At 57.8% G+C, this 20,083-nt stretch carries 33 protein-coding genes; 3 read left to right on the forward strand and 30 right to left on the reverse strand.

Going from position 1 to position 20,083, the window contains the following annotated elements; genetic code table 11:
* Nucleotides 1-9: 9 nt before the first annotated feature.
* The 3 genes from ACPWMG_RS13765 to ACPWMG_RS13775 all read right to left on the reverse strand — a co-directional run bounded on the left by ACPWMG_RS13765 (nucleotide 10) and on the right by ACPWMG_RS13775 (nucleotide 3,709).
* The gene (locus tag ACPWMG_RS13765; RefSeq protein ID WP_483300056.1) at nucleotides 10-981 is read right to left on the reverse strand and encodes an ATP-binding protein; all 972 of its coding nucleotides are present in this window, start codon (nucleotides 979-981) and stop codon (nucleotides 10-12) included.
* A 51-nt stretch (nucleotides 982-1,032) separates the two neighbouring features.
* Nucleotides 1,033-3,078, reverse strand: a complete 2,046-nt coding sequence (locus ACPWMG_RS13770; protein ID WP_483300057.1) for a hypothetical protein — start codon at nucleotides 3,076-3,078, stop codon at nucleotides 1,033-1,035.
* A 61-nt stretch (nucleotides 3,079-3,139) separates the two neighbouring features.
* Nucleotides 3,140-3,709: a hypothetical protein gene (locus tag ACPWMG_RS13775; RefSeq protein WP_483300058.1), complete on the reverse strand. Its 570-nt coding sequence runs from the start codon at nucleotides 3,707-3,709 to the stop codon at nucleotides 3,140-3,142.
* Between the two features lie 1,445 nt (nucleotides 3,710-5,154).
* Between ACPWMG_RS13775 and ACPWMG_RS13780 the strand changes: the two genes are divergently transcribed.
* Entirely contained in the window at nucleotides 5,155-5,757 is a 603-nt protein-coding gene (locus ACPWMG_RS13780; RefSeq protein ID WP_483300059.1) for a hypothetical protein, read from the forward strand.
* Between the two features lie 106 nt (nucleotides 5,758-5,863).
* Nucleotides 5,864-6,214, forward strand: coding sequence for a bZIP transcription factor (locus ACPWMG_RS13785; protein WP_483300060.1), 351 nt, complete (start codon nucleotides 5,864-5,866; stop codon nucleotides 6,212-6,214).
* Between the two features lie 169 nt (nucleotides 6,215-6,383).
* Here ACPWMG_RS13785 and ACPWMG_RS13790 read toward each other — a convergent pair whose 3' ends face one another.
* The 23 genes from ACPWMG_RS13790 to ACPWMG_RS13900 form a co-directional block, all read right to left on the reverse strand.
* Complete coding sequence (locus ACPWMG_RS13790; RefSeq protein ID WP_483300061.1) at nucleotides 6,384-6,524, reverse strand: hypothetical protein; 141 nt, start codon at nucleotides 6,522-6,524, stop codon at nucleotides 6,384-6,386.
* The gene (locus tag ACPWMG_RS13795) at nucleotides 6,521-6,664 is read right to left on the reverse strand and encodes a hypothetical protein (RefSeq protein WP_483300062.1); all 144 of its coding nucleotides are present in this window, start codon (nucleotides 6,662-6,664) and stop codon (nucleotides 6,521-6,523) included. The genes ACPWMG_RS13790 and ACPWMG_RS13795 overlap by 4 nt, the downstream gene beginning before the upstream one ends.
* Before the next feature lie 3 nt (nucleotides 6,665-6,667).
* Entirely contained in the window at nucleotides 6,668-6,832 is a 165-nt protein-coding gene (locus ACPWMG_RS13800) for a hypothetical protein (RefSeq protein WP_483300063.1), read from the reverse strand.
* A 24-nt stretch (nucleotides 6,833-6,856) separates the two neighbouring features.
* On the reverse strand, nucleotides 6,857-7,264 hold the full coding sequence (locus tag ACPWMG_RS13805) for a hypothetical protein (protein WP_483300064.1): 408 nt from the start codon (nucleotides 7,262-7,264) through the stop codon (nucleotides 6,857-6,859).
* Nucleotides 7,261-7,539, reverse strand: a complete 279-nt coding sequence (locus ACPWMG_RS13810; RefSeq protein WP_483300065.1) for a hypothetical protein — start codon at nucleotides 7,537-7,539, stop codon at nucleotides 7,261-7,263. Before ACPWMG_RS13810 ends, ACPWMG_RS13805 begins: the two co-directional genes overlap by 4 nt.
* The gene (locus ACPWMG_RS13815) at nucleotides 7,536-7,793 is read right to left on the reverse strand and encodes a hypothetical protein (RefSeq protein WP_483300066.1); all 258 of its coding nucleotides are present in this window, start codon (nucleotides 7,791-7,793) and stop codon (nucleotides 7,536-7,538) included. Before ACPWMG_RS13815 ends, ACPWMG_RS13810 begins: the two co-directional genes overlap by 4 nt.
* A 3-nt stretch (nucleotides 7,794-7,796) precedes the next feature.
* The gene (locus ACPWMG_RS13820; RefSeq protein WP_483300067.1) at nucleotides 7,797-8,411 is read right to left on the reverse strand and encodes a transglycosylase SLT domain-containing protein; all 615 of its coding nucleotides are present in this window, start codon (nucleotides 8,409-8,411) and stop codon (nucleotides 7,797-7,799) included.
* Nucleotides 8,412-9,164 carry a hypothetical protein gene (locus ACPWMG_RS13825; protein WP_483300068.1) on the reverse strand — a complete coding sequence of 251 codons (753 nt, stop codon included), beginning with the start codon at nucleotides 9,162-9,164 and terminating at the stop codon, nucleotides 8,412-8,414.
* Nucleotides 9,164-9,724, reverse strand: coding sequence for a hypothetical protein (locus ACPWMG_RS13830; RefSeq protein ID WP_483300069.1), 561 nt, complete (start codon nucleotides 9,722-9,724; stop codon nucleotides 9,164-9,166). Before ACPWMG_RS13830 ends, ACPWMG_RS13825 begins: the two co-directional genes overlap by 1 nt.
* A complete protein-coding gene (locus ACPWMG_RS13835; protein WP_483300070.1) occupies nucleotides 9,721-10,116 on the reverse strand; it encodes a hypothetical protein in 396 nt (131 codons plus the stop codon). Before ACPWMG_RS13835 ends, ACPWMG_RS13830 begins: the two co-directional genes overlap by 4 nt.
* The gene (locus ACPWMG_RS13840) at nucleotides 10,113-10,397 is read right to left on the reverse strand and encodes a hypothetical protein (protein WP_483300071.1); all 285 of its coding nucleotides are present in this window, start codon (nucleotides 10,395-10,397) and stop codon (nucleotides 10,113-10,115) included. Before ACPWMG_RS13840 ends, ACPWMG_RS13835 begins: the two co-directional genes overlap by 4 nt.
* A gap of 12 nt (nucleotides 10,398-10,409) precedes the next feature.
* A complete protein-coding gene (locus ACPWMG_RS13845) occupies nucleotides 10,410-10,781 on the reverse strand; it encodes a hypothetical protein (protein WP_483300072.1) in 372 nt (123 codons plus the stop codon).
* A 13-nt stretch (nucleotides 10,782-10,794) separates the two neighbouring features.
* Nucleotides 10,795-11,589 (reverse strand): major capsid protein P2, encoded by a 795-nt coding sequence (locus ACPWMG_RS13850; protein WP_483300073.1) that lies wholly within the window; start codon nucleotides 11,587-11,589, stop codon nucleotides 10,795-10,797.
* 286 nt (nucleotides 11,590-11,875) lie between these two features.
* Nucleotides 11,876-12,502: a hypothetical protein gene (locus ACPWMG_RS13855; RefSeq protein ID WP_483300074.1), complete on the reverse strand. Its 627-nt coding sequence runs from the start codon at nucleotides 12,500-12,502 to the stop codon at nucleotides 11,876-11,878.
* Complete coding sequence (locus ACPWMG_RS13860; protein WP_483300075.1) at nucleotides 12,499-12,957, reverse strand: hypothetical protein; 459 nt, start codon at nucleotides 12,955-12,957, stop codon at nucleotides 12,499-12,501. The genes ACPWMG_RS13855 and ACPWMG_RS13860 overlap by 4 nt, the downstream gene beginning before the upstream one ends.
* 8 nt (nucleotides 12,958-12,965) lie before the next feature.
* Nucleotides 12,966-13,247: a hypothetical protein gene (locus tag ACPWMG_RS13865; RefSeq protein WP_483300076.1), complete on the reverse strand. Its 282-nt coding sequence runs from the start codon at nucleotides 13,245-13,247 to the stop codon at nucleotides 12,966-12,968.
* Entirely contained in the window at nucleotides 13,232-15,238 is a 2,007-nt protein-coding gene (locus ACPWMG_RS13870) for a replication endonuclease (protein WP_483300077.1), read from the reverse strand. Before ACPWMG_RS13870 ends, ACPWMG_RS13865 begins: the two co-directional genes overlap by 16 nt.
* Before the next feature lie 53 nt (nucleotides 15,239-15,291).
* Nucleotides 15,292-15,420 (reverse strand): hypothetical protein, encoded by a 129-nt coding sequence (locus tag ACPWMG_RS13875; RefSeq protein ID WP_483300078.1) that lies wholly within the window; start codon nucleotides 15,418-15,420, stop codon nucleotides 15,292-15,294.
* A gap of 71 nt (nucleotides 15,421-15,491) precedes the next feature.
* Nucleotides 15,492-15,680 (reverse strand): hypothetical protein, encoded by a 189-nt coding sequence (locus ACPWMG_RS13880; protein ID WP_483300079.1) that lies wholly within the window; start codon nucleotides 15,678-15,680, stop codon nucleotides 15,492-15,494.
* A 161-nt stretch (nucleotides 15,681-15,841) separates the two neighbouring features.
* Nucleotides 15,842-16,078, reverse strand: coding sequence for a hypothetical protein (locus ACPWMG_RS13885; protein ID WP_483300080.1), 237 nt, complete (start codon nucleotides 16,076-16,078; stop codon nucleotides 15,842-15,844).
* Between the two features lies 1 nt (nucleotide 16,079).
* On the reverse strand, nucleotides 16,080-16,217 hold the full coding sequence (locus tag ACPWMG_RS13890; RefSeq protein ID WP_483300081.1) for a hypothetical protein: 138 nt from the start codon (nucleotides 16,215-16,217) through the stop codon (nucleotides 16,080-16,082).
* Nucleotides 16,214-16,684: a hypothetical protein gene (locus ACPWMG_RS13895; RefSeq protein WP_483300082.1), complete on the reverse strand. Its 471-nt coding sequence runs from the start codon at nucleotides 16,682-16,684 to the stop codon at nucleotides 16,214-16,216. The genes ACPWMG_RS13890 and ACPWMG_RS13895 overlap by 4 nt, the downstream gene beginning before the upstream one ends.
* 32 nt (nucleotides 16,685-16,716) lie before the next feature.
* Entirely contained in the window at nucleotides 16,717-17,043 is a 327-nt protein-coding gene (locus ACPWMG_RS13900; protein WP_483300083.1) for a hypothetical protein, read from the reverse strand.
* A 296-nt stretch (nucleotides 17,044-17,339) separates the two neighbouring features.
* Here ACPWMG_RS13900 and ACPWMG_RS13905 point away from each other — a divergent pair, with 296 nt between their 5' ends.
* Nucleotides 17,340-17,819: a hypothetical protein gene (locus ACPWMG_RS13905; RefSeq protein ID WP_483300084.1), complete on the forward strand. Its 480-nt coding sequence runs from the start codon at nucleotides 17,340-17,342 to the stop codon at nucleotides 17,817-17,819.
* Nucleotides 17,820-18,032: 213 nt separating this feature from the next.
* On the opposite strand, the gene ACPWMG_RS13910 is transcribed toward ACPWMG_RS13905, so the two are convergent.
* From ACPWMG_RS13910 to ACPWMG_RS13925, 4 genes are all read right to left on the reverse strand, one after another.
* Complete coding sequence (locus ACPWMG_RS13910; protein WP_483300085.1) at nucleotides 18,033-18,209, reverse strand: hypothetical protein; 177 nt, start codon at nucleotides 18,207-18,209, stop codon at nucleotides 18,033-18,035.
* Between the two features lie 30 nt (nucleotides 18,210-18,239).
* Nucleotides 18,240-18,365, reverse strand: a complete 126-nt coding sequence (locus tag ACPWMG_RS13915) for a hypothetical protein (protein WP_483300086.1) — start codon at nucleotides 18,363-18,365, stop codon at nucleotides 18,240-18,242.
* A gap of 256 nt (nucleotides 18,366-18,621) precedes the next feature.
* Nucleotides 18,622-19,422, reverse strand: a complete 801-nt coding sequence (locus ACPWMG_RS13920; RefSeq protein ID WP_483300087.1) for an amino acid ABC transporter permease — start codon at nucleotides 19,420-19,422, stop codon at nucleotides 18,622-18,624.
* Nucleotides 19,419-20,081: an amino acid ABC transporter permease gene (locus ACPWMG_RS13925; RefSeq protein WP_483300088.1), complete on the reverse strand. Its 663-nt coding sequence runs from the start codon at nucleotides 20,079-20,081 to the stop codon at nucleotides 19,419-19,421. Before ACPWMG_RS13925 ends, ACPWMG_RS13920 begins: the two co-directional genes overlap by 4 nt.
* Nucleotides 20,082-20,083 lie beyond the last annotated feature (2 nt).

Consider the following 20,083-nt stretch of genomic DNA (forward strand, 5'->3'; position numbering starts at 1 on the left):
CTCTCTATTTTAGGGCGAGGGTCTATTTTCAATATAATGTGCCATAACTTTAAAAAAATTCGTTTCTTGGATTGCTTTATATACTAGTTCGCTATTGACGCGGTGGAGCGGAATATTTTCCTCGGCGGCTAGATACAGTATCGTCAGCAACGCTGAACGAAGATACTGCATTGGCATGTAAAGAGTTCCTTGAATATTATGTTGGGATATAACCATCTGGAATGTTTCTGAGAATACCGGCGTCAATTTTTCCAAGCTCCATCCGACGGCGTAATCAGCAGGAAAGTGAAACGCTAACGGACTTAGGTTGTCGTCCTGCAATGGCGTATCAAACGCTTGTAAAACCATGCCGAGCTCTTCAATGCTGATTCCGCGATACGTATATTCTCGAGAGAAAAAGCGCCCGAGAACCTGCATGGCGCCAGACTCTGCCCAAGTGCTCGGTTGATTGCGCAATTCATTTTGGCCGACCAACAAGAAAAATGGTTGAATATCGCGTTGCTCCAGGGAGTTGTACAAGTGAATGAGATAACCATACTGTGAATGCGTCAGATTCTGTGCTTCGTCGACGATAATCACGATTCGCTTAGAACCCTCGAGCATTGCCAACTCAAGTAAGTGGGAAATAAAACGTTTCCGCAAAATCGCAAGATCTCGTCCTCCGAGTCGGGTGCATCCCGACTGCGTCATCATCTCTTGCACAAATTCACGCTCGGTCTTCTTTGAGTCATCTTTCGGAAGAATTGACCACACGACGGTAGCCACCGCGTAGCCGAGAACATCAGAAAGACCGCTTTTCAGATAGCGACACGCTCGACTCTTGCCAGTTCGTTGGTGACCATAGACCGTTGCACCGGGCAGATCCATACGGATCCATTTCGCTGCACGTTCCGCTAGTCTGTCAATCTCAGGAGTCCATACAGTTAGGTTGTGCAACAGATCTTTGTGAGGCTCGGGTGCGGACGGTGTTGTGGTGCTCATTGAGGCTCCTTGGCTTAATTTAGCTATCAACATCAATAGGTTTAGCGATTGCTATTCCCGAATCGCGCGACTTTTGATGGCCCATGACTTCTTTTTCAACGAAGGAGGATTGGTGCTTTGAGGACGCGAATTGGATAAGACGTCGGAAATGTTGGGTGTGGTCATGAGGACCTCTCCCGGAGACGGCATCTCTGTCCATGGTGACAATAGGGCAGCGTTCTCAGCGTCGATGGGAAAGACCGCGAGAGTGCTGGTCGCCTTGCTTGCCTTCACCAACTCGACCCAAGTTTGGAGGTTCTCCGTGAGCACCTCGTTCATCACAAAATCATGGCGGGTAAGATAAGCAACGACGTACGCCAGTTGACTGGCCGCGGTCGTGTCGCGTGGCGCCTTTGCACGGAGGTGGCCGAAAAGTGCCTCCAAAGGTCGGTCATCAGCGCGGGGGCCCAGTTGGCCTTTCCGCTTGAATCCGTAATGCATTTTGCGGATGCGTACATCATGAGGAAACTCACCCCAACGCCCAATGACTTGAATCGGGCCAAACTCATTTCCATTTTCAAAAAACAACATGACTGTTCGGATATTTTCGAAATCCGCCCGGACATACATTTTTTGTTCTTTGAGATCGAACCTTTTAGATAGAGCACTGCTTGTGTAACGTTCATATAGGTAATTAATATATGGCCGCCGGCCATGTTCTAAATCAGTTTTGACGGTGACCCGAAAAGGTTTGGAAAAGTAATACGCTTTACGTTTGTCAACTGCAAGATACATTGGCTGAATATATTTAGCCTGCAGGAGCCTTTGCAATCGCTCTAAAGGGCTGATATTGTGTGATCTCGCTAATGGGAGCGCGTTTTCCCCCTGCATATAAACATCTAACACTTGTTCGAGGTCATCGCCTAGTACTCTTTTTTCCGTAGGGACAGAGGAAGCTTTGCGCACGGGATCCCATGGGCCAGCTCCCGTGGTGGAGGGCAACTGGTGGACAACACGGTTCGCCTGCAAGGAGAATTTCGATTCGACGATCGCGCGTTCGTGTGGCGTTTTGGGTTTTCCCATCAGTACCTTCGCGCCGAAAAGTACTAAACCTATATGCTGGACGTGGTCGGCTAAATGTGCCAGTGCATTATCTAAATAGACGACCGTTGGAATGGCAAACTTGAGAGCTGGAATGACGTTTGCAGGATAGCCTGCACCTGGTTCAAGTTGCAGCCCTGGTATTGTCAAATTGACGGCCTTCGGACCATTTACCGCATACCACAAAAGTCGTGATACGTCTTCGGCGGACGCCTGAGGGGTATACACTTGCAGCCCTGCTAAGTTCGCACCGGTTTGATCGTCTACGACACGCAATTGGATGAAGCGTCGGAGATTCAGTTGATCCCACCCTCCTTGCGGATTTGGAGTCTCATAACGGGCCTCTAAATCAATGCTCACCTCATCAATAACCCAAGGACCATATCCCGCTTGAACACGATCTGCGCCACCGTCCCCTTCCCCATAAGAGATTAGATCGCCGGCATCCCGACCAAATTCTTTCGATATAAATCTTCTAGCGTAAAGCGGTAGGTATTTTTTATTTACCCACTCGCGAAGTGCTTTGCCCCCTCTCGCTAGGGTATTAAATGGATACTGATTCTCAAGTATCCCTTCCTCTCGACAGATTTTTTCAAAGCTCCTTTGTAACTGACGAGAGAGAGTTTTGTTGGGTCTAAGGCCCTTCGTTCCATGACCATTAAGGTATGTGACCAGTCGATCTTCAATTTGTGGATTGTCGCGAAGCAGTTTTCCAAAGGCACCTGAAAAACCGGCTCTTGAATTCTCTCCCGGAGTGATTGGCGCTATACGTATTGGGGGGGACTTGAACTCTCCAGCGACAAATGCCCGGCAACCCAATATTTTTCCCTCCTCGTCAAGTTGAAAACAACGGCCGAAGATTCGTAGAAATCTTCTTTCTGTTACTTGTGCGACTCGGACAACTTTTGCAAGCGGATAGCCTGAAAGATAAAGGGCGGTTGCGTCCCGAAGCCTGATGTATCGCTTTCGTTTTTTGTCTTTAAGGCAGGCGTCATCAAAGCCAGGCCACAAACTCATATCTCGATAACAATCGGGAAGCTTGTTTCGCCCGCCTATGTGTACGCGTTCTGGACGCGGATCACTTGACGAGGGTGATCTCGGACTGGCATCCATAGCGAACCTCTGAAATATTGATGGAAATGACACCCTGTCTGTAAAGACGAAAAAGCCCTGATATAAACGCCTCATCACGGTCAGGCGTGTTTAAAAGGGTTCTTGCAACTTCCTCAACGCGGAACGTAGTCCGATCACTCCGCGCAAAGACATCTACAACGGCTTTTTCTAGGGTGGTGTCGCGTTCATGTGCATGGACCACGAGGTACTGGCGCATGTAGTCAAGGTTTTCCAGAAGTACCTTGTTGCCCCTGATTTCTTGACGTGTCCGAAGCTCTGCGCGCAGCCCATGCGCAGGGGCGGCAATTTTCAAATTGCTCCAGGCCGCCTCTGTGCGAGGCGTGCGAATAGATACAACCGCATCAGCAAGACATGACCCATCGCGAAACTTGGTGATGAGATCGCAATGTGCTCTGACGAATCGCCCCTCGCATAGGACTGTCAGGAGAATTGGGCCTTCATGGCAGCTGATGACACCCGGCGTGAACACGCGTAATAGCCAATTGTCGAACTTCAAGTCGGTCGACAATTTCACCGCGCATTCAGCGAAAGGGTCGACAGCTCGTTCGAGCCGTCCCTTTCCATCTTTGTACCTTCTATTAAGGCCTCCAAATTTAAGATCCCGTAGTTCCCACATAGCGATGACCTCAGCGACGCCCGCGTCAGACCAGTGGCTCGGTGAAACACCAAACGCTGGCGTAGGGCGACAAAGCGCCCACTGTTACGGGAAAGAAAGGTAGATCGCGGCGCAGGCAGGCGCGTCGAATCTAAGAGACCGCATCGGCCCTTGACAGGTGATGGAAAGACATTCAGAATTTGCTCACGAAGTGAATTCGAATTCGGTCCGTGAGGATCGAGCAACGGCTTAGGGACGGCAATCCTTAGGCCGTTTGTCTTTTTGCCTAGTCTATGTTTCGATAGATTCCTCCTCAGACGGCTTGGCAGCCTTGGTTATTGTTGAAGGCCTATTCTCCGCGTCCAACTGTCTACGTGTAAGCCATTCGGCAACGTCCCGAGTTAGGGCAAATTTCCCTTTTCGACCTGGAATGTTGAATATAGGGACGGGGATCAAACCTCTTGCCACCGACTGTCGAAACGCTTCCTGACTTCGTATGCCAAAGGCTTTGCTGAGATCAGTTCCGCCGAGCACTGGACCATACTTATCTAGCAACTCTTGATTAAGTGTTTGTGCAAGCGGCTTCATATGGGCTATGGTGATGCTGTGTCACGCACTGTCACGAATGCATTGCGTCTTTCGGTGATATTAGGCACTGCGTCTAAAGCATTCAACGGGGGAAATTTGCAAAAGAACTCCTCTCTCTTTCATTGCAACGAATCGATCCAAGCACTTGATTTGATTGACATTTATTTAATGTTCCAATCAATAATGTACAAAACAATGTACTCATCAAGCGCCTGTCGAGTTGACAGTGAAGGGGCCGTGAAAAGCTGCATTCGACATATAAAAGCGAAGAACTTTTACTATTGCGTGCAGCTAGCGCTTGGAGTGCAATCAGCGCGCGGTGTCGCTCAAAAGTTCAATCGCGAAATGAGATCAGCCGGTGCACCCCGGCCAGACTCAAAGAAGTGGCGTTATTACAGAAGTGGCGCTCACTATCCTCGGCCATCGACGGTCACGCAAGCAGAGAAGGTGACGCAATACCCTCTACGCCAAGAAATGAATCTTGTGCTGTGGACCGCAGTAGATGCGAGCGAGCCGCTCGGGCTAAGTGGAATAAAGTTAATAAGAAAACTGCCGTCTGATGTGGCCGAATCGGCAGAGGTTGCCTATCGATGCATCTTATCTGCAAGGCACAGTGACTGCCTGTTGGGGATGACGTTTATGGACACATCCTGCCACTGATAGATTTCCCCTCTATTTCCAGCCTTGCTGCATTAACAATTCTCTTTCGTGTTGCGACGGAAATAAGGGTAGCGCATGCAACTTTTTTGCTCGCTGAGCAAACGCTGACTGTTTTGATGATGCTCGCTCCTGAGCTATATCAGCGAGGAATTATCTGGCCTTTATTTTCCCTATACCTCGATCACGTAATCCCCCTTGGGGTTCCACTGATGATGTCGCCAGACGACTTAGTGAAGACTGCCGCGTTTCTTAACCTCTTAGCGTTTGCAGACCCGTCTCGTGAAATAGAAGACCCGATGAAATTCCACGAACGAGCAAAGGCAATGAACGACATTTCCTGGGAGGCATATGGAACCGCGCCAACTCAAGCGCTCGTGTTTTTCTACGAGCTTGGCGATCAGGAAAAGTCTCAATACGAGCGCGAACATAGACAAAAACTGGTGAACGCAACAAAGGCGTGTTGGGAGTCGGTTGTGGATGCGTTGGTTCACGCACAAATACATGAGCGAGTTTCAGCCCGGCAGATTTGTAGAACGCTAAAGCTGGAAAAATTCCTAGCGTTAAAAGACTCTACACAGAGCAATACGTTGAAAGCTGAACACTTTTCCTTCCCGCCGAACAACTGGTGGTCATTTCGTCTGCCTACGGCCGACAGATGGCCACTACCTCTGCAGTCACTTCTGGAGAGAAGGTGGCCAAACTATTTGGATAATCATTGAAAAATCAATAGGTTACTGCATCTATGCCGTGGCTAAAGTTGCTGCAGTCGCCCATATGTTTCTGTGTGTAAAGTTGCGCGACCGATAACTAGACCAACAAGACACCGTGATTTATCAAGCACCGCGCCATTTGCCGAGCTTCACCCGGCTGGCCGACGACCTGACGACGCGCAATGCGCAGCAGATCAGCGATTACCTAGGCGTGACGCCACGCACCTACAGCCGGTGGCTCGCCGCAGACGATGCGCCGCGCAGCGCCTCCATGTCGTTGTTTTGGGTCTCACGCTGGGGTGTGAGCCTGATTGACGCTCACGCCTACAACACCGCCAACATGCTCCAGGGCCAAGTAAGCGGCCTTCAGGCTGAAAACACGATGCTGCGCACACGCATTGCCCGCCTTGAGCGTTTGGGCGACTTTGGCAGCGCCAATCAGCCCATGGAACGCATGCATTACTGATACTTTCCACAACAAAAAAAGGGGCCAGATTTGGCCCCTTTTGCTTTGGTTTTTCGTTCGCGTCGCGCAGTTACTTGCGCTTCTTGAATCGACCGTTTTTACCGCGTGGCGGGGTCTTGGTGCGTTTGCGTTTCGTGGCCATGTTGGCTCCTTTGGTGGTTGAGAAAAATTAGGCCCAGGCCTTTTTGATGTACGCCTTACCCGATGGCCAATTGCTCATCAGGAAAGCGGCCAGCAAGGCCCCGGCGACGACGATCAGGGCCTCTCGGCCAATCTGTACGGGTGTTGGGATGATGGCGGGCAGGCTCATGCGGTTTCCAGCTTGTCGATGCGTTTATGTGCCCGGTTCACGTCAGAGCGGAGCCACTGCAACTTTGTCGACACGACGCCCCAGGTGACGGCACCGTTTAGCACCGCAGTGAAGACCACAAGCATGATTTCCGGGCTCATGGCTTACGACTTTTCAGGCAGCGCGAAGGCCAGTAGACCGGCCACACCGGCACCAACTTGGCCCACCAAGTTCAGCGCTTCAGATGGCAGGCCAAACAGCACGCCGATGGCGGTAATTGCGGCCCACGAACTGGGCTCTTTCAAGCGGTTGATCAGGTAAGTTTTCATGGTTTTCCTCTCTCGTTTTACAGGCTAATAAATCCCCGGCGTGGGGTCGAAATTCGTGCCGTTGGCCGGCGCAAGCCATTTGCCGATGGCGTCCAAAATGCTGCCGCCCTGGTTGCGGTAATCGGTCACATGGCCGTTGGCGTCTACGGTGTCAGCGCCGCCCCACGGGTTCTGCGGAACATAGGTGCCGGGGTTCTGTGTGCCGGTGGCCACCGCGCCCGCTGGCAGCGTTGTCTGCATGAAATCGGTGTTCCACAGGTCAGCGGAGAACTGAGAAAACATCTCACCGATATTGCCCAGCGGGTTGAGGTTGTCGAGTGCGTCTGACACCTGCTTTTTGACCTGGCGCGTGACATACCAAACCGCGCCCACGCCGACGACGACCAGGGCGAGCTTGACCACCAGATCACCGGAGACGGGGCCGACCTTCATTGCAGGCTACCGTCCCAACCGACGTTGAGACCCAGGCTGTCCAGCGTTTGCTTGCTCGGGTGCGCGTTGACTTCGCCGCCGAGATTGGCGTAACCCGCCGCGCCCATGTCAGCGTTGCTGATGCGGTCCCAGGCGGTGCCCGGCCAGTCGGTGGCGTTGCTGAAGTCGGTGCCTTCGCTCAGGGTTTCGTCGGCCACCTTGGCCTTATTGCCCCGGTTCCAGGCCATGGCCAGCAGGACCACCACGCCGCCGATGTAGTAGTTCTTCATGCTCATGCGTGGAACTCCTTCGTCAAGTCCGTCATCTGGAACGGGCCGGTGTAGGTGGGGTCCCAGTTCACCGCGTCGGTCTTGAAGCCCAGGCCCCACAGGTCAGTTGGCAGGTTGCCGCCGTACCAAGGCGTAAAGACGCCCACGGAGGTGTTGTTGATAGCGCCCGTTGTCGTGGCCTTGGTGGTGCGCGTCATCTTGTAGACGCCGAACACGGCCAGCGCGGCCACGGCAAAAATGATGAGGTTGTCTTTGTTCATGGCTTAAGCGTAGTTGCTGCCGGTGGCGTTGTTCACGTCAGCCAAAATTTGGCTGTAGTAGGTGACGGTTTCCAAGGGCGCACTGGCCAAGCCTTTGCGTGCCACATTGCCTTGCCCCCAGTTGTACGAAGCCAGGGCCTCAGACCAGTTGCCGAACTTGCGAAACAGCTTGGCAAGGTAGCGGCCAGCCGCGTAAATCGATGCGATGGGGTCGAGTGGGTTCACGCCTTCGTCTGCCGCCGTGGCGGGCATGAATTGCGCAATGCCGATGGCGCCCACGGGGCTGCGTTTTGCGCCGCTGATGATGTCGGCACGCCAGCGGCATTCTTGCCATAGCAGGCGCTCCAACATGCGGTCAGGGATGCCGTTTTTGGCTTCGGCGTCGGCGATGGTGCTGGCGTAGGCCGCAGGCGCGGCCCACAGGCCCAAGGCACGGGTGATGGGGTTGGTGAAGCTGCTCATTAAATCTTCCACGTCAAAGGAATAGGGCTCGTCGGTCGAGGTGTCGTAGGCGCCGGTGCTGGGGTCTGCACTCCCCTGCCCGCGCTGCCACTCGGCCAGCAGGTAGGCCCCTGCCATGCCTGCGGCCATCACGATCAAGGTGGTAGTGCGGTCCATTTAAATCGTCTCTTCGAAGTACTCGAACGACGCGTTTAAGTCGGTGTTGGCCGTGGCACACCACAGCACCAAGCCGTAACCGGGCAGTACACAGATGGGCTCGCTCAGCTTGAAGCTGAACGACTGGGCGGTGTTCAACGTCAGCCCCAAAATCTGCCCCGCATTGGGGCCTGTGTTGTCGGCGAAGGCGCGCAACTCGGCCACGCCCGGCCCGCCGCCCAGCAGCTTGCAGACGGGGGGCTGAACGACGTTGGCGAGCGCCGCAGTGGAGGACACCATAAAGACGCCCGTGGCCGGACTCGCACCCGCTACCACTTGCTCCACAAACAGGCGCTTACCGCTGGCCGCTGGGTTCCAAAGCTGGATGCGGTGGTAGTTGCCCGCAGCTGCGAGGCGCAGACACGAAGCACCAAAGGCTTGCCCGGCGAGCGTGCGGTTTTTGCCGCCGTCGATCACTTCCACGCTGCCCGTGATGCGGTTGTCCTGCAGGCCACCGCGACCGATCACGACCTTACCAATGATGGTGCCGCCGCCCACGCGGTTGGTCAGAATCCAACTGCTTTCAGAGGTGCCGGGGGGCAGCTTGTACGACTGGCCCGGCATCAATTCGATGCGCAGCCCATTGGCGCGGCACTGCAACAGAATCGACGCGTCCGCGCCGCCCGCGTTGCCGCTGTAGAAGTAGAAATAGTCGCCGTCCGCGTCGATCTGGCGCGGCACACCTGGGGCAATGGCAATGTCGTAAATCTGCATTATTTTTTCCCGAACATGACGACGGCGCCCAGGCCGACGACGGCCAGCCCGGCCAGGATCAAACTCTTGTTGCCGGTGGCTTGTGCGGCGGCGTCGGAGTAGGCCGCGTTGGCCCCCTTGGTCAATTCGGAGGCGAGGTTGTAGCCGTTCTGCACGTCACGCTGCGCACTGGACGCAAGATCGCCCGTGAGCTTCAGGACGGCCTCGACGTTCTTGCCGATCTGGCCAAACAATGCCTCCGAGGCGGCATGCAGGCTGTCGATGTTGGTGGCGTTGGTGGCGATGCTGGCCAGCGCGATTTGCTTGCCCGCTTCGACGCTGTTGCTGTCCACAGAGGTCGAGAACATTTGCAACGCGTTGCCGTCGCCCGTGATGCCGACACTGCCACCATCGACCACCGCGCGCTTGTCGGCGTTGCTGATGTTGGTTTGGTTGGTGGTGGCCGAGCTGGATTTACTGCTGCCACCGAAGCCGCAGACGTAGCCGCCGCCGAGCTTGGCCCGCGTGCAGCTATCGCCGAAGGTTTCCCCTGCGGCATAGAGTTGTTTCCGGCTGATCATGTCAGGCGCTTTCTGAGGGTTACGCCGGTCACTTCGTAACCGAGCTTTTGTAGTTTGCGAATGAGGCCGCGCCGCTTGGTTTGCATGGCGATTTGCTGGGCACCGAGGGCGCGGGCTTGGGCTTGAATGGCCGGCTCTACCGTGGCCGTAAGGTCTACGCCGTCGAGCTGGCCACCAAAGGCCGTCACCCAGGCCACGCGGGCGCCGGGTGCGTCTTCAATCTGCAGGTTGTAGGCTCCGACCGAAGCCCCGCCGCTCTGCACATCGAAGGTGAAGCCCTCTTGGCAAAGCTGGGCCGATGTGACGGCCCCGGCGCTGGTGTCGCACCGGGGCACGTCCATACGGCCCAGGTGTTGCGACACCTTGGCCGGGTCCACGGGCAAGACGTTCAAACCCGTTTCCACAGGATGACCCCCAGCAGTGCCGCGCCAATTAGCAGGCCCCACGGCATGGTTTTCAACGTGCCAAGCGCGCCACCGGCTGCGCTGGCCCCTGCCCCGCCGCCGCCGCTGGTGCCACCCGTGGCGGTGCCGCCGCCCGTGGAGACGGTCCAGCCCGAGCCGTCCAGGCCGATCAGGCCCGCGAGCCCGCCCGTGTCTAGACCGGCATTCGTCGGGCCGACGCCGCTGCTGCCGCCGCTCAGGCCCAACGAAGGGAGGGAAGGTAGACCCAAAGCCGCCATGCCTTAGCCCCGCTTCGTCAGCAACAGCAAGGCCATACCCGCCACCACCATCATCACCATCCCGCTAGAGATGCCGATGGTGGCCCCGTTGCTGCCGATGCGCAGGCCCGCCGCCGTGCCCTGTTGGTAGAGCCCAGCGTTGGTGGCTTCGTAGCGCTTGTAGTCCAGCAGGTTTTGCTGCTGCTGGTTGGCCGACCACGCACCCACACCGATCTTGAACACGTCCAAAATCTGTTGCGAGTACTGGCCCAGGCCACCGCCACCCGCGTCGGTGGGCTGCGCCGTGATCGCAATGTCTGGCACGTTGTAGGTGCCGTCCGATTGCGCGCCGACGCCACCGAGGTAGCCCGCCAAGTCATATTCAAAGAGAGACATGTGCGCCCCTCCTCTACATGTTGCCGAGCAAGTCCAGCGCTTCGATGGTGGCTACTACCGTGTCAGCGCCCGAAACCGTGACGTTGAATTCGAGGCTGGCCATGTCTGCCGTCTTGATGGCGTTGCTGTAGTTGTCGTCCAGGCACGGGTCGTACGTGTACAGGTTGGTTTGCGCCACCTTGCCGCCGGTGTCGAGCTGGTAGAAGGTGTTGACGGCGGTGGGCACGTTGTCGTGGATCACGATGCCGTTTTTCTTCACCTCCAGCGCCGTGACCTGGCCGGTGTGGGCGAAGTGCACGCGCTTGACGATGGCGCCACGGTTGGCCACGTCGATCAGCTTGAACGGGAACTTGCCCGCGCCCGCCATGGACGTGGTGAACTGGATTTGCTTGGCGAGCACGCCCAGTGGGCCGGGTGGGCCGTATTCGGTCCAGCTGTCCAGCGTCGGCGCGGTGGCACCGGCAATGGTCACTTCGACCGTCAGGCTCGACACGCCTTGACCGGTGTTGATGTTGCCGATGTACTGCTCGGCCATCAGCTTGGCGTTAGGTTCGGTGAAGTCCACCACCAAGAACGAAGCCGACACGCCGCGCTTGCGGTAGGTGTTGATGGCGTCCAGGCGCGAGCCGGTTTGCTGAAAGATCACCTTGCCGTTTAGACGCACGTTGATGTTCGTGATCATGGCTTTGGTGAAGGTGCCGCCGAGTTGCAGCAGGATACGGTTGTAGCTCATGCCGACAGGCAGAGAAACCGTGGCGATGCCGTTGGCCACCACGTTGGTGAACGGCACGTTTTTAATCAAAAGCATGTGAGCCCCTTAGAGTTCTGGAAAGGGACCGATCAGCCGACGATGGTGCTGATGACAGGGATGTTCACTTGCTTGGCGATGGGCGCCACCACGATTTTGGTGACAGCCATAAAGGCCAGGAAAACGGCGTATTGCTTTAAGTAAGCGTTCATGGAAAGGGCTCCAGGGTGTGAGTGAAATAAGAGCCCTGATGCTCTTTTCCGACCCTGTTTTTCCAAAGAAAACGCCCCAATGGGACGCAACCCATGGGGCGTGTTTTTTTGGCCGCTGGCCAAGCGATTTTTTTTTAACCTTTTGTGGTTTTTCCGGTCAATGTGTTGCGGTGGATGAACTGATAACCCGTTAGGTCGAGAATTTCGGCCGGCGTCACGCGCAGCGTTTTAGCCACGGCTTTCGCGTCTTCGTCGTAGGCGAGTCGCCCGGTCCAAACCTCCGAGCAGTTGCCCAAAAAATCCTTGTCCATCGACGCCGGGCGCTGACTCATGCCGAACAACTCCGTACCGTAGCCGCGCCCCATCATCACCAGTTCAGACCAGCCATCGGGCGCCCAGCTCGGCTTTGTCACCGTGTGGATTTCATCGGCGATGAACGTGACGTTGCGCGCCGCCATGGCGATCTTGCACACCGCGTTGAAATGGGCCTCGTCCACCTTGCGGTTCAGCCTCGGCTGAAACACGACATGAAACGGCCCAGTGCCTGCGGCCCGCACCACCTCCAGCACCTCCCCTGCCGACCGCACGACCACTGAGCCAGGGAACAGCGCGGCATAGTTGTCGATCGGTTCCTTTGGGCTCCAAATGATGGTGCGCCTGCGCGCCTTGGCCGCCAAGCACCTGCGCAGGTACGTCGTCTTGCCGCAGCCGGTGGCCCCCATGATGGCGACCACCTTGGCCTTGTTGGCATTGCCGCTCATGCGTAGAGCGCCGTTTGTGGCGAGACTTCAGGCGCTGGGGCGGTGTCCACTGGGGCGGCTTTCTGCGTGCCCTCGGCCTGCACCTTGGCTGCGGCCTGTTTTTCGTCGTTCATCTGCTGCGCAATGATGCGCGACGTTTGGTAGAGCACCGGCCCGGCGACCACCATCAGCACCAACTCGCACGGCATGGCGCCCAGGGTGAAGTTGTACTTGGCCATCACCGGGGCCGTGGCTTCGGCAATGCGCTGTTTCGTTTCCGCGGCCCACAGCGGCGCGCATTTGGGGGCGTAGCCGGTGGCCAGCGCGCCGAACATGTCCACCATGCCACGCGCTTCGTGGGCGTAGTCGATGACGGCAGGCGGTGGCGGTGCGTTCGGGTCTACCGGGTCGAGTTCGATAGCGCCCGCGTCGGCTTGTGCGGCGAGTCCCGCCAGTTGGTCGAGTTCTTGTGTCATGGTGGCTTTCAGAGTTCAAAAATGCCGCGTCTTTTAGGCGCTGGCGGTGGGGCTACTGGGGTGGCCACAGGGGCAGGCGCTGGGGCTTGCACCGGGGCCGGGCTGGTGGTGCGCGTGATGCGCGACATGGCCAGCGTGTGGGCTTCGGTTCCGGCCTTGGCGTAGGCCGAAAAATCGCACTGCTTGCACGACAGATCGAGCGTGCCGGTGTCGGCCTGTTTGACCGGCATGACCACGCCGCAACAGAGGCACTTCATGGTGCCGATGGTGGGTTTCAACTTAGTTGCCATTGGTCTGGGCTTTCAGTTGGGCGACTTCGTTGCTCAGGCAGAAAATCGCCGCCAAAAGCGCGTTCACGTACGAGCCTGCCATCGCCCGAATGCTCATCGGGGCCTTGCTCCAGGCTTCGATGGCTTCGCTCAACGCTTGCTCCGTCTCCGCTCGCGTCTGCGACGCTGTTTTTTCGTCCATTTTTCTCATCCTCCGTACAGTTATTGACACAGGTCCAAGGCGCGGCGGTGCCGCGCTTTTTAATCGTCCACACGTGCCGTGCGGACTCCACCACCCAGACCACCCGGCGCAGTGAACGGCCCCCCATATGGGCCATGTTCGCAGGGGTCCAAAATTCATCACTCTCCGTGACCACCCCAATGGGGCGTGCCCCAAGGGGTTCCCCATAGCGGCCCAAGGTGTCGTTGTGCCGCGTGGCTACCTTGATGCGGCTTTTGCGGCCACAGAACACACCGCCTTGGGCACGTGTGTATTTGTCCCAGGCGACAGACGCGCTCTCGCGGCCCGGCAATGTCTGCACCTTGTTGACGGCCTCCCAGGCTTCGACCAAATGGGCCGGGGCGTCGTCGGGCAGACCCTTGACGCGGCGCAGCTCGCGCCACACGCCCACAGGTGGCCCGCCGATCTGCTGAAACTGGCGTATGCCGTGCGTGCTGGCCCAGGCTTCGACGCGCGCCGAGGTGGTCACCGCGTCATTGCCAAACATGTCTTTCTCGAGGCCATAACCGTCGATGTTTTTGGCGACATATTTGGCGATGTAGCCCGCTGCGCTGCCCTTCCCCGCCAGGATGGGCTTGAAGTCCACGCCGTGCTTTTTCTCGGCCCGCTGGGTGTTCTGCCGGGCACGCTCGGCCACGTCAAAGGTGTGCACCAGCTTGGCCACCACGGCTTGCCGGTATTCCTTGCGCATGTACGCAAAGCGCAGGGGGCTAAACACGGGCGTTTTCATGATGGCCAAGCGCTGAGCGTTGCGTTCACCCTTGCCCAGCGAATAGCGGCGCACGATGGCATAGAAACGCGGTATTGCTGCGCGCTGGCAGTCGCCGGGCATGGCCGGGTCGAGGAACAACAACAGGTGCCAATGCGGCGTGCCGTCGTGGTTCGGTTCGGCGATGCGAAAGCCATAGAAGCGGATGCCGCGCCGGGCGCACTGTGCACGGATGCGCGCCCACACGGCGGCGTGTCGGTCCTGCGCATCGTCGGGCATGGTGCCGTCAAACTTGGGATTGAGAAACACCGCCTTGGTGGTGTGGTCCCGCTTGCCCTTTTTGGCCTTCACAAAGCGGTGCATGCGGCCCGGTGCCGTCATCGTCATGAACAAGCCCACGTGGCCCATGTCCAGGGCCAGTCGCTCAAACCCGGCAATGCGCGTCATCAGCTCGGCCCGGCGTATCAGCTTGTTGGCGGTGCTGGCCGCGACCAGCTCGGCCATGGTGAACTCTTGGCCGTCTTCATTGGTGGCGATGGTGTTCTCAAGCATCACAGCCGCCGCCCGCTTCATCTGCCCGTGGCGTTGCTGGCTGTCGTCGCTGACATAGCACTGCTGCGCGGCGTTGACGTAGCCCAGGCGAATCGCTGCGCCCTCCAGGGCCTTGGCGTGGGCGCGGCGCAGTTTCTTGCGCCACCACAGCGGGTCAGACATGCGGCCAATGGCCCCGGCGTCGGTCATCTTCTTGCCGCTGGGGGGCTCGACGTTGTTGGCCTTGCAAACGCCCTCCATGGCTTCGCGCACACGCTCTATGCCCATCGCAAAAGACGCGCCGTACAACTGGCCCTTGCCAAACGCCATTGCGGCCAGCTTGTCGGCTCGCCCGCAAATTTCTTCGTCGGTGGCATTGAGTGGCACGCGGGTGGTGCCGAGCTGCTCGACGGTGGCGCGCACCTCTGCATCGGCTTGCTTCTGCACCGCCCAGGTGCCGCCGTTCTGCTTACGTGCCAGCGCCCAGCGGCTGACCAATCGGCCTTGCCACTTGCGGGGCAGATGGCCCATAAGGCCCTCTACCCAGCGTGAGGCCCATTGTTCATCGTTGACGCGCTCAGCTCTCACGCCTTGACGACCTCCAACTGGTCTTCAGGCACGAACAGCGTTTTCACGCCGTCCGGGCGCTCGCAGCGCACGTCTACGTAGCCCTCTGGCGTGTAGCCGTGCACCTTGCCGGGCCAGCCGTCCACGAACGCATAGAAATCATCCCTTGCGCGAATGATGACCTGCGTGTCAACGAGTAAAAGCTGACCGCCCACGATCAAACCAGCACTTGCAGTTGTTCGGGGGTGAAGTGCTCTTGCTGGGCGTGGAGTTCTTCCGTCTCGTCCAGCATCACCAGCACGTCAGTGGCCGGGCCGACCTTGGGCTCGACCTGTTGCACCGTGCCCGCGCGGCCAGCGTGTGGGCTGTCCACGTCCTTTACTTTCACTTGATTCCAAACTTGCATTTCGATTTCCTATTGCCGGGGTTGTTGAATGGCCCGCCTGCTGCCCCGGTGCCAGCGGGTGGGCCGTTTAAGGGTGGGGGTTTTGTGATCTCAAGGGCAGGCCCAAGACGGCGGTCTCACGCTTAACTGGCGTATGCACTCACCACAAAACCCCCGTAAACCTAGTCGGCGTAGTCCCCAAATTCGGGGCCATACATGCGCTCACGTGGGCGGCGCTGTACGTCGATGGGGTGCACGTCGTTGATGCGCAGGCGGGCCGCTAGTGCTGCGGCCCGCTCGTTTGCATTCAGGCGCGCGGCTTCGCGTTTGGCCACGGCGCCGGTTGGGCAATCCATGATGACCACCGGCCCGCGTGGGCCACGGTAGGCGACAAGATTGGCTTGGGCGAAGTGCTCCATGTCAGCCCTGCCCTTCCGGCTTCTTGCGGTAGGCTTCGCGCTCGTCTGGCCACCACATCAAGGCATTGGCTTGAAAGCGGGCAGCGACCAGCAGGCGAGCGCCCACCAGCGTGATCAGGTCTTGGGCGCGGGCGCTCATTGAAACGTTCCCTTATGATTCGGCTTCCACAAATCAAAGCGATTCAGGGCGCGAGCATGAGCAATTCCGAGACGGCCACCCAGACGGCCCCAGAATGTGTTTTTCACCACAAGGCCGATACCGTCTCCACGGACCACGAAATAGGCATCGCCACAGTTGCGTCCCTCGGCGAAAACGCCACGCCAGTCGTTCAAGCCTTCAGTGGTGCCAAGGCTGAAAAGGTGCAGGCGGCTGAACCCGGCATGCCCCAGCGCACCTACACGGGCGGCGCAGCGCTCGTCGGAGTAGTGGGAACGATGGGCTACTTTGCTTGGGCAGTCCACAACCCCGGAAAGCCTTTGTTTTTGGAGCAATTTGGCGTCGGCCTCTTGCTCCTTTTGGCCGGCGCGGGTGCTCGCAGCTAGCGCCTCAAGAAATGCACGGGGCGCGAGATAGGCCCCGACTCCGATGACGATGGCAGTAGTCAACGCATGCGCTCTGTCAGTGCTTTGGGTTGTTCTCATGCGACCCCCAGCAGGTCGTTGAGAATCAGGCGCGCTTTTTCGGCTTCAGCGTGCATCCGATAGTCGCCACAGGCAGCAAGCTTTTTGCTGCTGTTGAGATGAACCACTGCCTTCGTAATCTGGAGCAGCGTCTTAGCGTGAAGTTCGGCCTGCTGACTAGTCAGCGCATGGCGCACATCTTCGCGCTCGTTATCCATTTGCTGTACCGCCACAGCCGCGTCGTGGAGCGTGCCCCAAATGTCCAAGCCATCAACAGCTTGCTTCACTCTGTCGATACGCCGCAATAGCTCGCGGTTTTGTTCGGTGGTAGGTGCCGTGCTCATTGCAAGGCCCCCAAGGCTGGCGGCACAGGGGCCGGGGCTGGCCACTGCGCCAGGATGGCAGCGGCTATCGGAGACAGTTTCATGGTTCCACCCATTTGCGACCCTGACACCCAGTAAAACGGCCCCCAAAGGGGCAGCGGCTGTGGGCTGGGTGGAAAGGGTCAGATGGTCCCGTTTGCCGCTGCGGGGCCGATGCTACATCAAGTAACTTTAATGCATCAAGTTCTATTGATGTTGCACGATGCTTTGATGCTTAATAAACTGTGATGCATCAACCCGTGGAAAGGTGTCCTACTATGTTTTCTGTAGCTGAATTGCTAGACCGTGCAAAGGCCAAAGCAAATATTGAATCTGACTATCGACTTGCAAAAGTCCTTCGGATAACACAATCGGCCGTCTCCAACTATCGAACCGGCAAATACCCGAATGCAGAAATTCTTGAGGCTCTATGCGCTCTAAGCGGCGACGACCCTGGTGTTGTAGTTGCACTCTGTGAGGCCGATAAGGTTAAGGAAGGCCCTTTGAAAACCATGTGGATGAGCGTGGCAAGTCGCTTGCAGCATGGCGCGGCAAGCGTTAGCGGGGTTGTCGCGCTTGTCATGGCTTTAGGCATGTTTACTATGCTTTTAGCAGCAGACGATGCATACGCAGAGCAGCCCCCCGCCCTACTCTCTTATTTTGATGCGGGATCGCCTGTATATTATGTCAAGTTCAAAAGGGGCTTATCAGCCTATGTGGCCGGGGCGCGTCCTCCGCGATGTGGTTCTAGTGCGTGACGGCGGCAAAGTTAGCACTCTTCATTGGAGTAAACATGTCTCGGTGCTGCGTCTTAACCTCCGTAAGGACGGTCGCAGTTGATTTGGTCTAGGGCATAGTCCGCGCGCGGCCCCTCGCCACGCTGATGCCGCTGACCCGGTCATCAGGTTTCTACCTGCTATAAGGCGCTTCCGCGCCATCGAAGGACACCAGGCTGAAAAGGCCGGCAGTTGTCAGCACTGATCAAAAACATACGCGTTAAGGACGACTGAAAAGAGTTCGCTGACACGAGGTACATCGAACCCCATCTTGACCAAATCACCATCCACCACCGTGCCGGTGAACTGGCCGTTCTGGCTCACAGCAAAGGTGTAGACCGTCTTGCCCGTCATCGACATGCGCCCGGTCACGTGGATGCCTTTGGTGTCGTAGGGCTCGAATTAGTCGTTGACGTCGACCACCCTCACCGCCTCTACCGGAACCGATGCCGCAGGGGGCGGAGCCGACACACGTTGCGCCGGCTTCGGCGCTTGGTGCGCAGAGCGAATGCCCTTCATCTTGATCATGTTGCAACCCTTTGGCTTATGGGGTGGCTTCGGCCAGAACGTATAGACCACCAATACCGCATGGAGGGTCAAGATCGGTCACTTGAGTCGCTTGAATTTCACCAGCAATGGGGTCACGTCGCTGACCGACGCTTCGGCCACCCGTGATAACCAACGGTCTTTAAATCCTGCCCTTGTTGTCGTCGCCCTGCCCGGCCTGACAGCCTTAACCGCGTTGGTCTATTCCTCCATGGGCAAGCGAGCGGCTTGCTGATGGTCAATGCATAGGCCGTCCAAGGCGCTTGCTCGCTCTGGATATCGCGTAATTCACCAAGCAGTACAGCACCGCCACCACAAGGTATACCGGCACCAGCGCGTGGTAGTTGGCGATGAGGACCTTGGCGTTCTGCATCAGCTCACCGTAGGTGACGACATAGCCGAAGGTGGTGTCTTTGACCACAATGACCAGTTGCGCGACCAGCGCCGGAATGATGTAGCGCAGGGCTTGGGGAAAGACCACGAGGAAGAAAACCTGGGCCTCGGTCAATCCCAGGCTTCGGGCGGCGTCGGTCTGGCCACGGGGAACGGCAAGCACGCCTGCGCGATAGACCTCGGCAACCACGGCGGCAGTACTCAGTCCGACGGGCAAGGTCAGCATCCAGTAGGTGCTCAGCTTGATTCCGACCGACGGAAGAACCAGAAAACACACGTAGATCAGCAGCAGCGTCGGTACGCCACGCAGGAATTCGATGACCGCAATGCTGGGCCAACGCGTGAGCCGCAACGGCGACAGGCGCCCTATCAGCAGCACCAGCCCGAGAACCAGTGCAATGATTGCGGCCGTGGCTGCCGATGCGAGCGTGCCAAGAAGGCCCTTGACCAGAAAGGCCCAGGTCGTCGGCCAGGCAAAGAAGTTCCAGAATCGCGCGTCAAACTGTCCCGCAGCATGGAACTGGTACACGATACCTGCGGCAAGCGAGAGCAGCACGGCCACGGCGGCGGCACTCGCTGCCCGGGTAAGAGTCTGACTTTCGGGACTCGGATCACCAAACAGAATGTCTTCCAGAGGACGGCTCATCGCAGTATCCGAACCTTCTTTTCCAGGGTGGCGCCAGCCCAGGCGATCAGCAGTCCAGACGCCACGTACATTGCAGCAGCCACTGCAAACGCGGGCATACCTGCGGCAGAGTCATTGGCGAGCTTGGCCACAAGCGCGGTGAGTTCCCGGCCCGGAAACGGAACTTGCGAGGCTAGCGAGGTCGATAGCATCAGCGCAATCAACAATGAGGTCATCGGCTGCACCACCGACCGCAACGCCTGCGGCAAGACCACCGCCGTGATGATGCGCATCGGGCGCATGCCCAGGCTGAGAGCCGCCTCCACTTGGCCGCCATCGACCGTGTTGATGCCGGCTCGCAGGTAGTCTGCCGTGAACGCGGAGCAAACCAGCGTCAGCGTCAGAATGACCGCCGGCTCATAGTCGATCAAGACCTGCAGATCGGGCAACGCAAACACAATGAAGATCAACAGCGCAGCACTGGGAATGTTTCGGAAGATCTCGACATAACCGGTCAGGACAAAGCGCAGTGGCCGCAGCGGGAACAGCCTGAGCACCGTCACGACCATGCCCAGCAGGAAGCCGGCCACAAACGACACCGCCGTGAGCTTCCATGTCAGCAAAAGGGCCTGCCCGAAGGCAGGCCCGTAGTCGGCCAGGAGTCTGGAGACACTACCCATTC

Origin of the sequence: Hydrophilobacter chitinilyticus (assembly GCF_049860745.1) — a bacterium.
Classification (GTDB): domain Bacteria; phylum Pseudomonadota; class Gammaproteobacteria; order Burkholderiales; family Burkholderiaceae_C; genus Rhodoferax_B.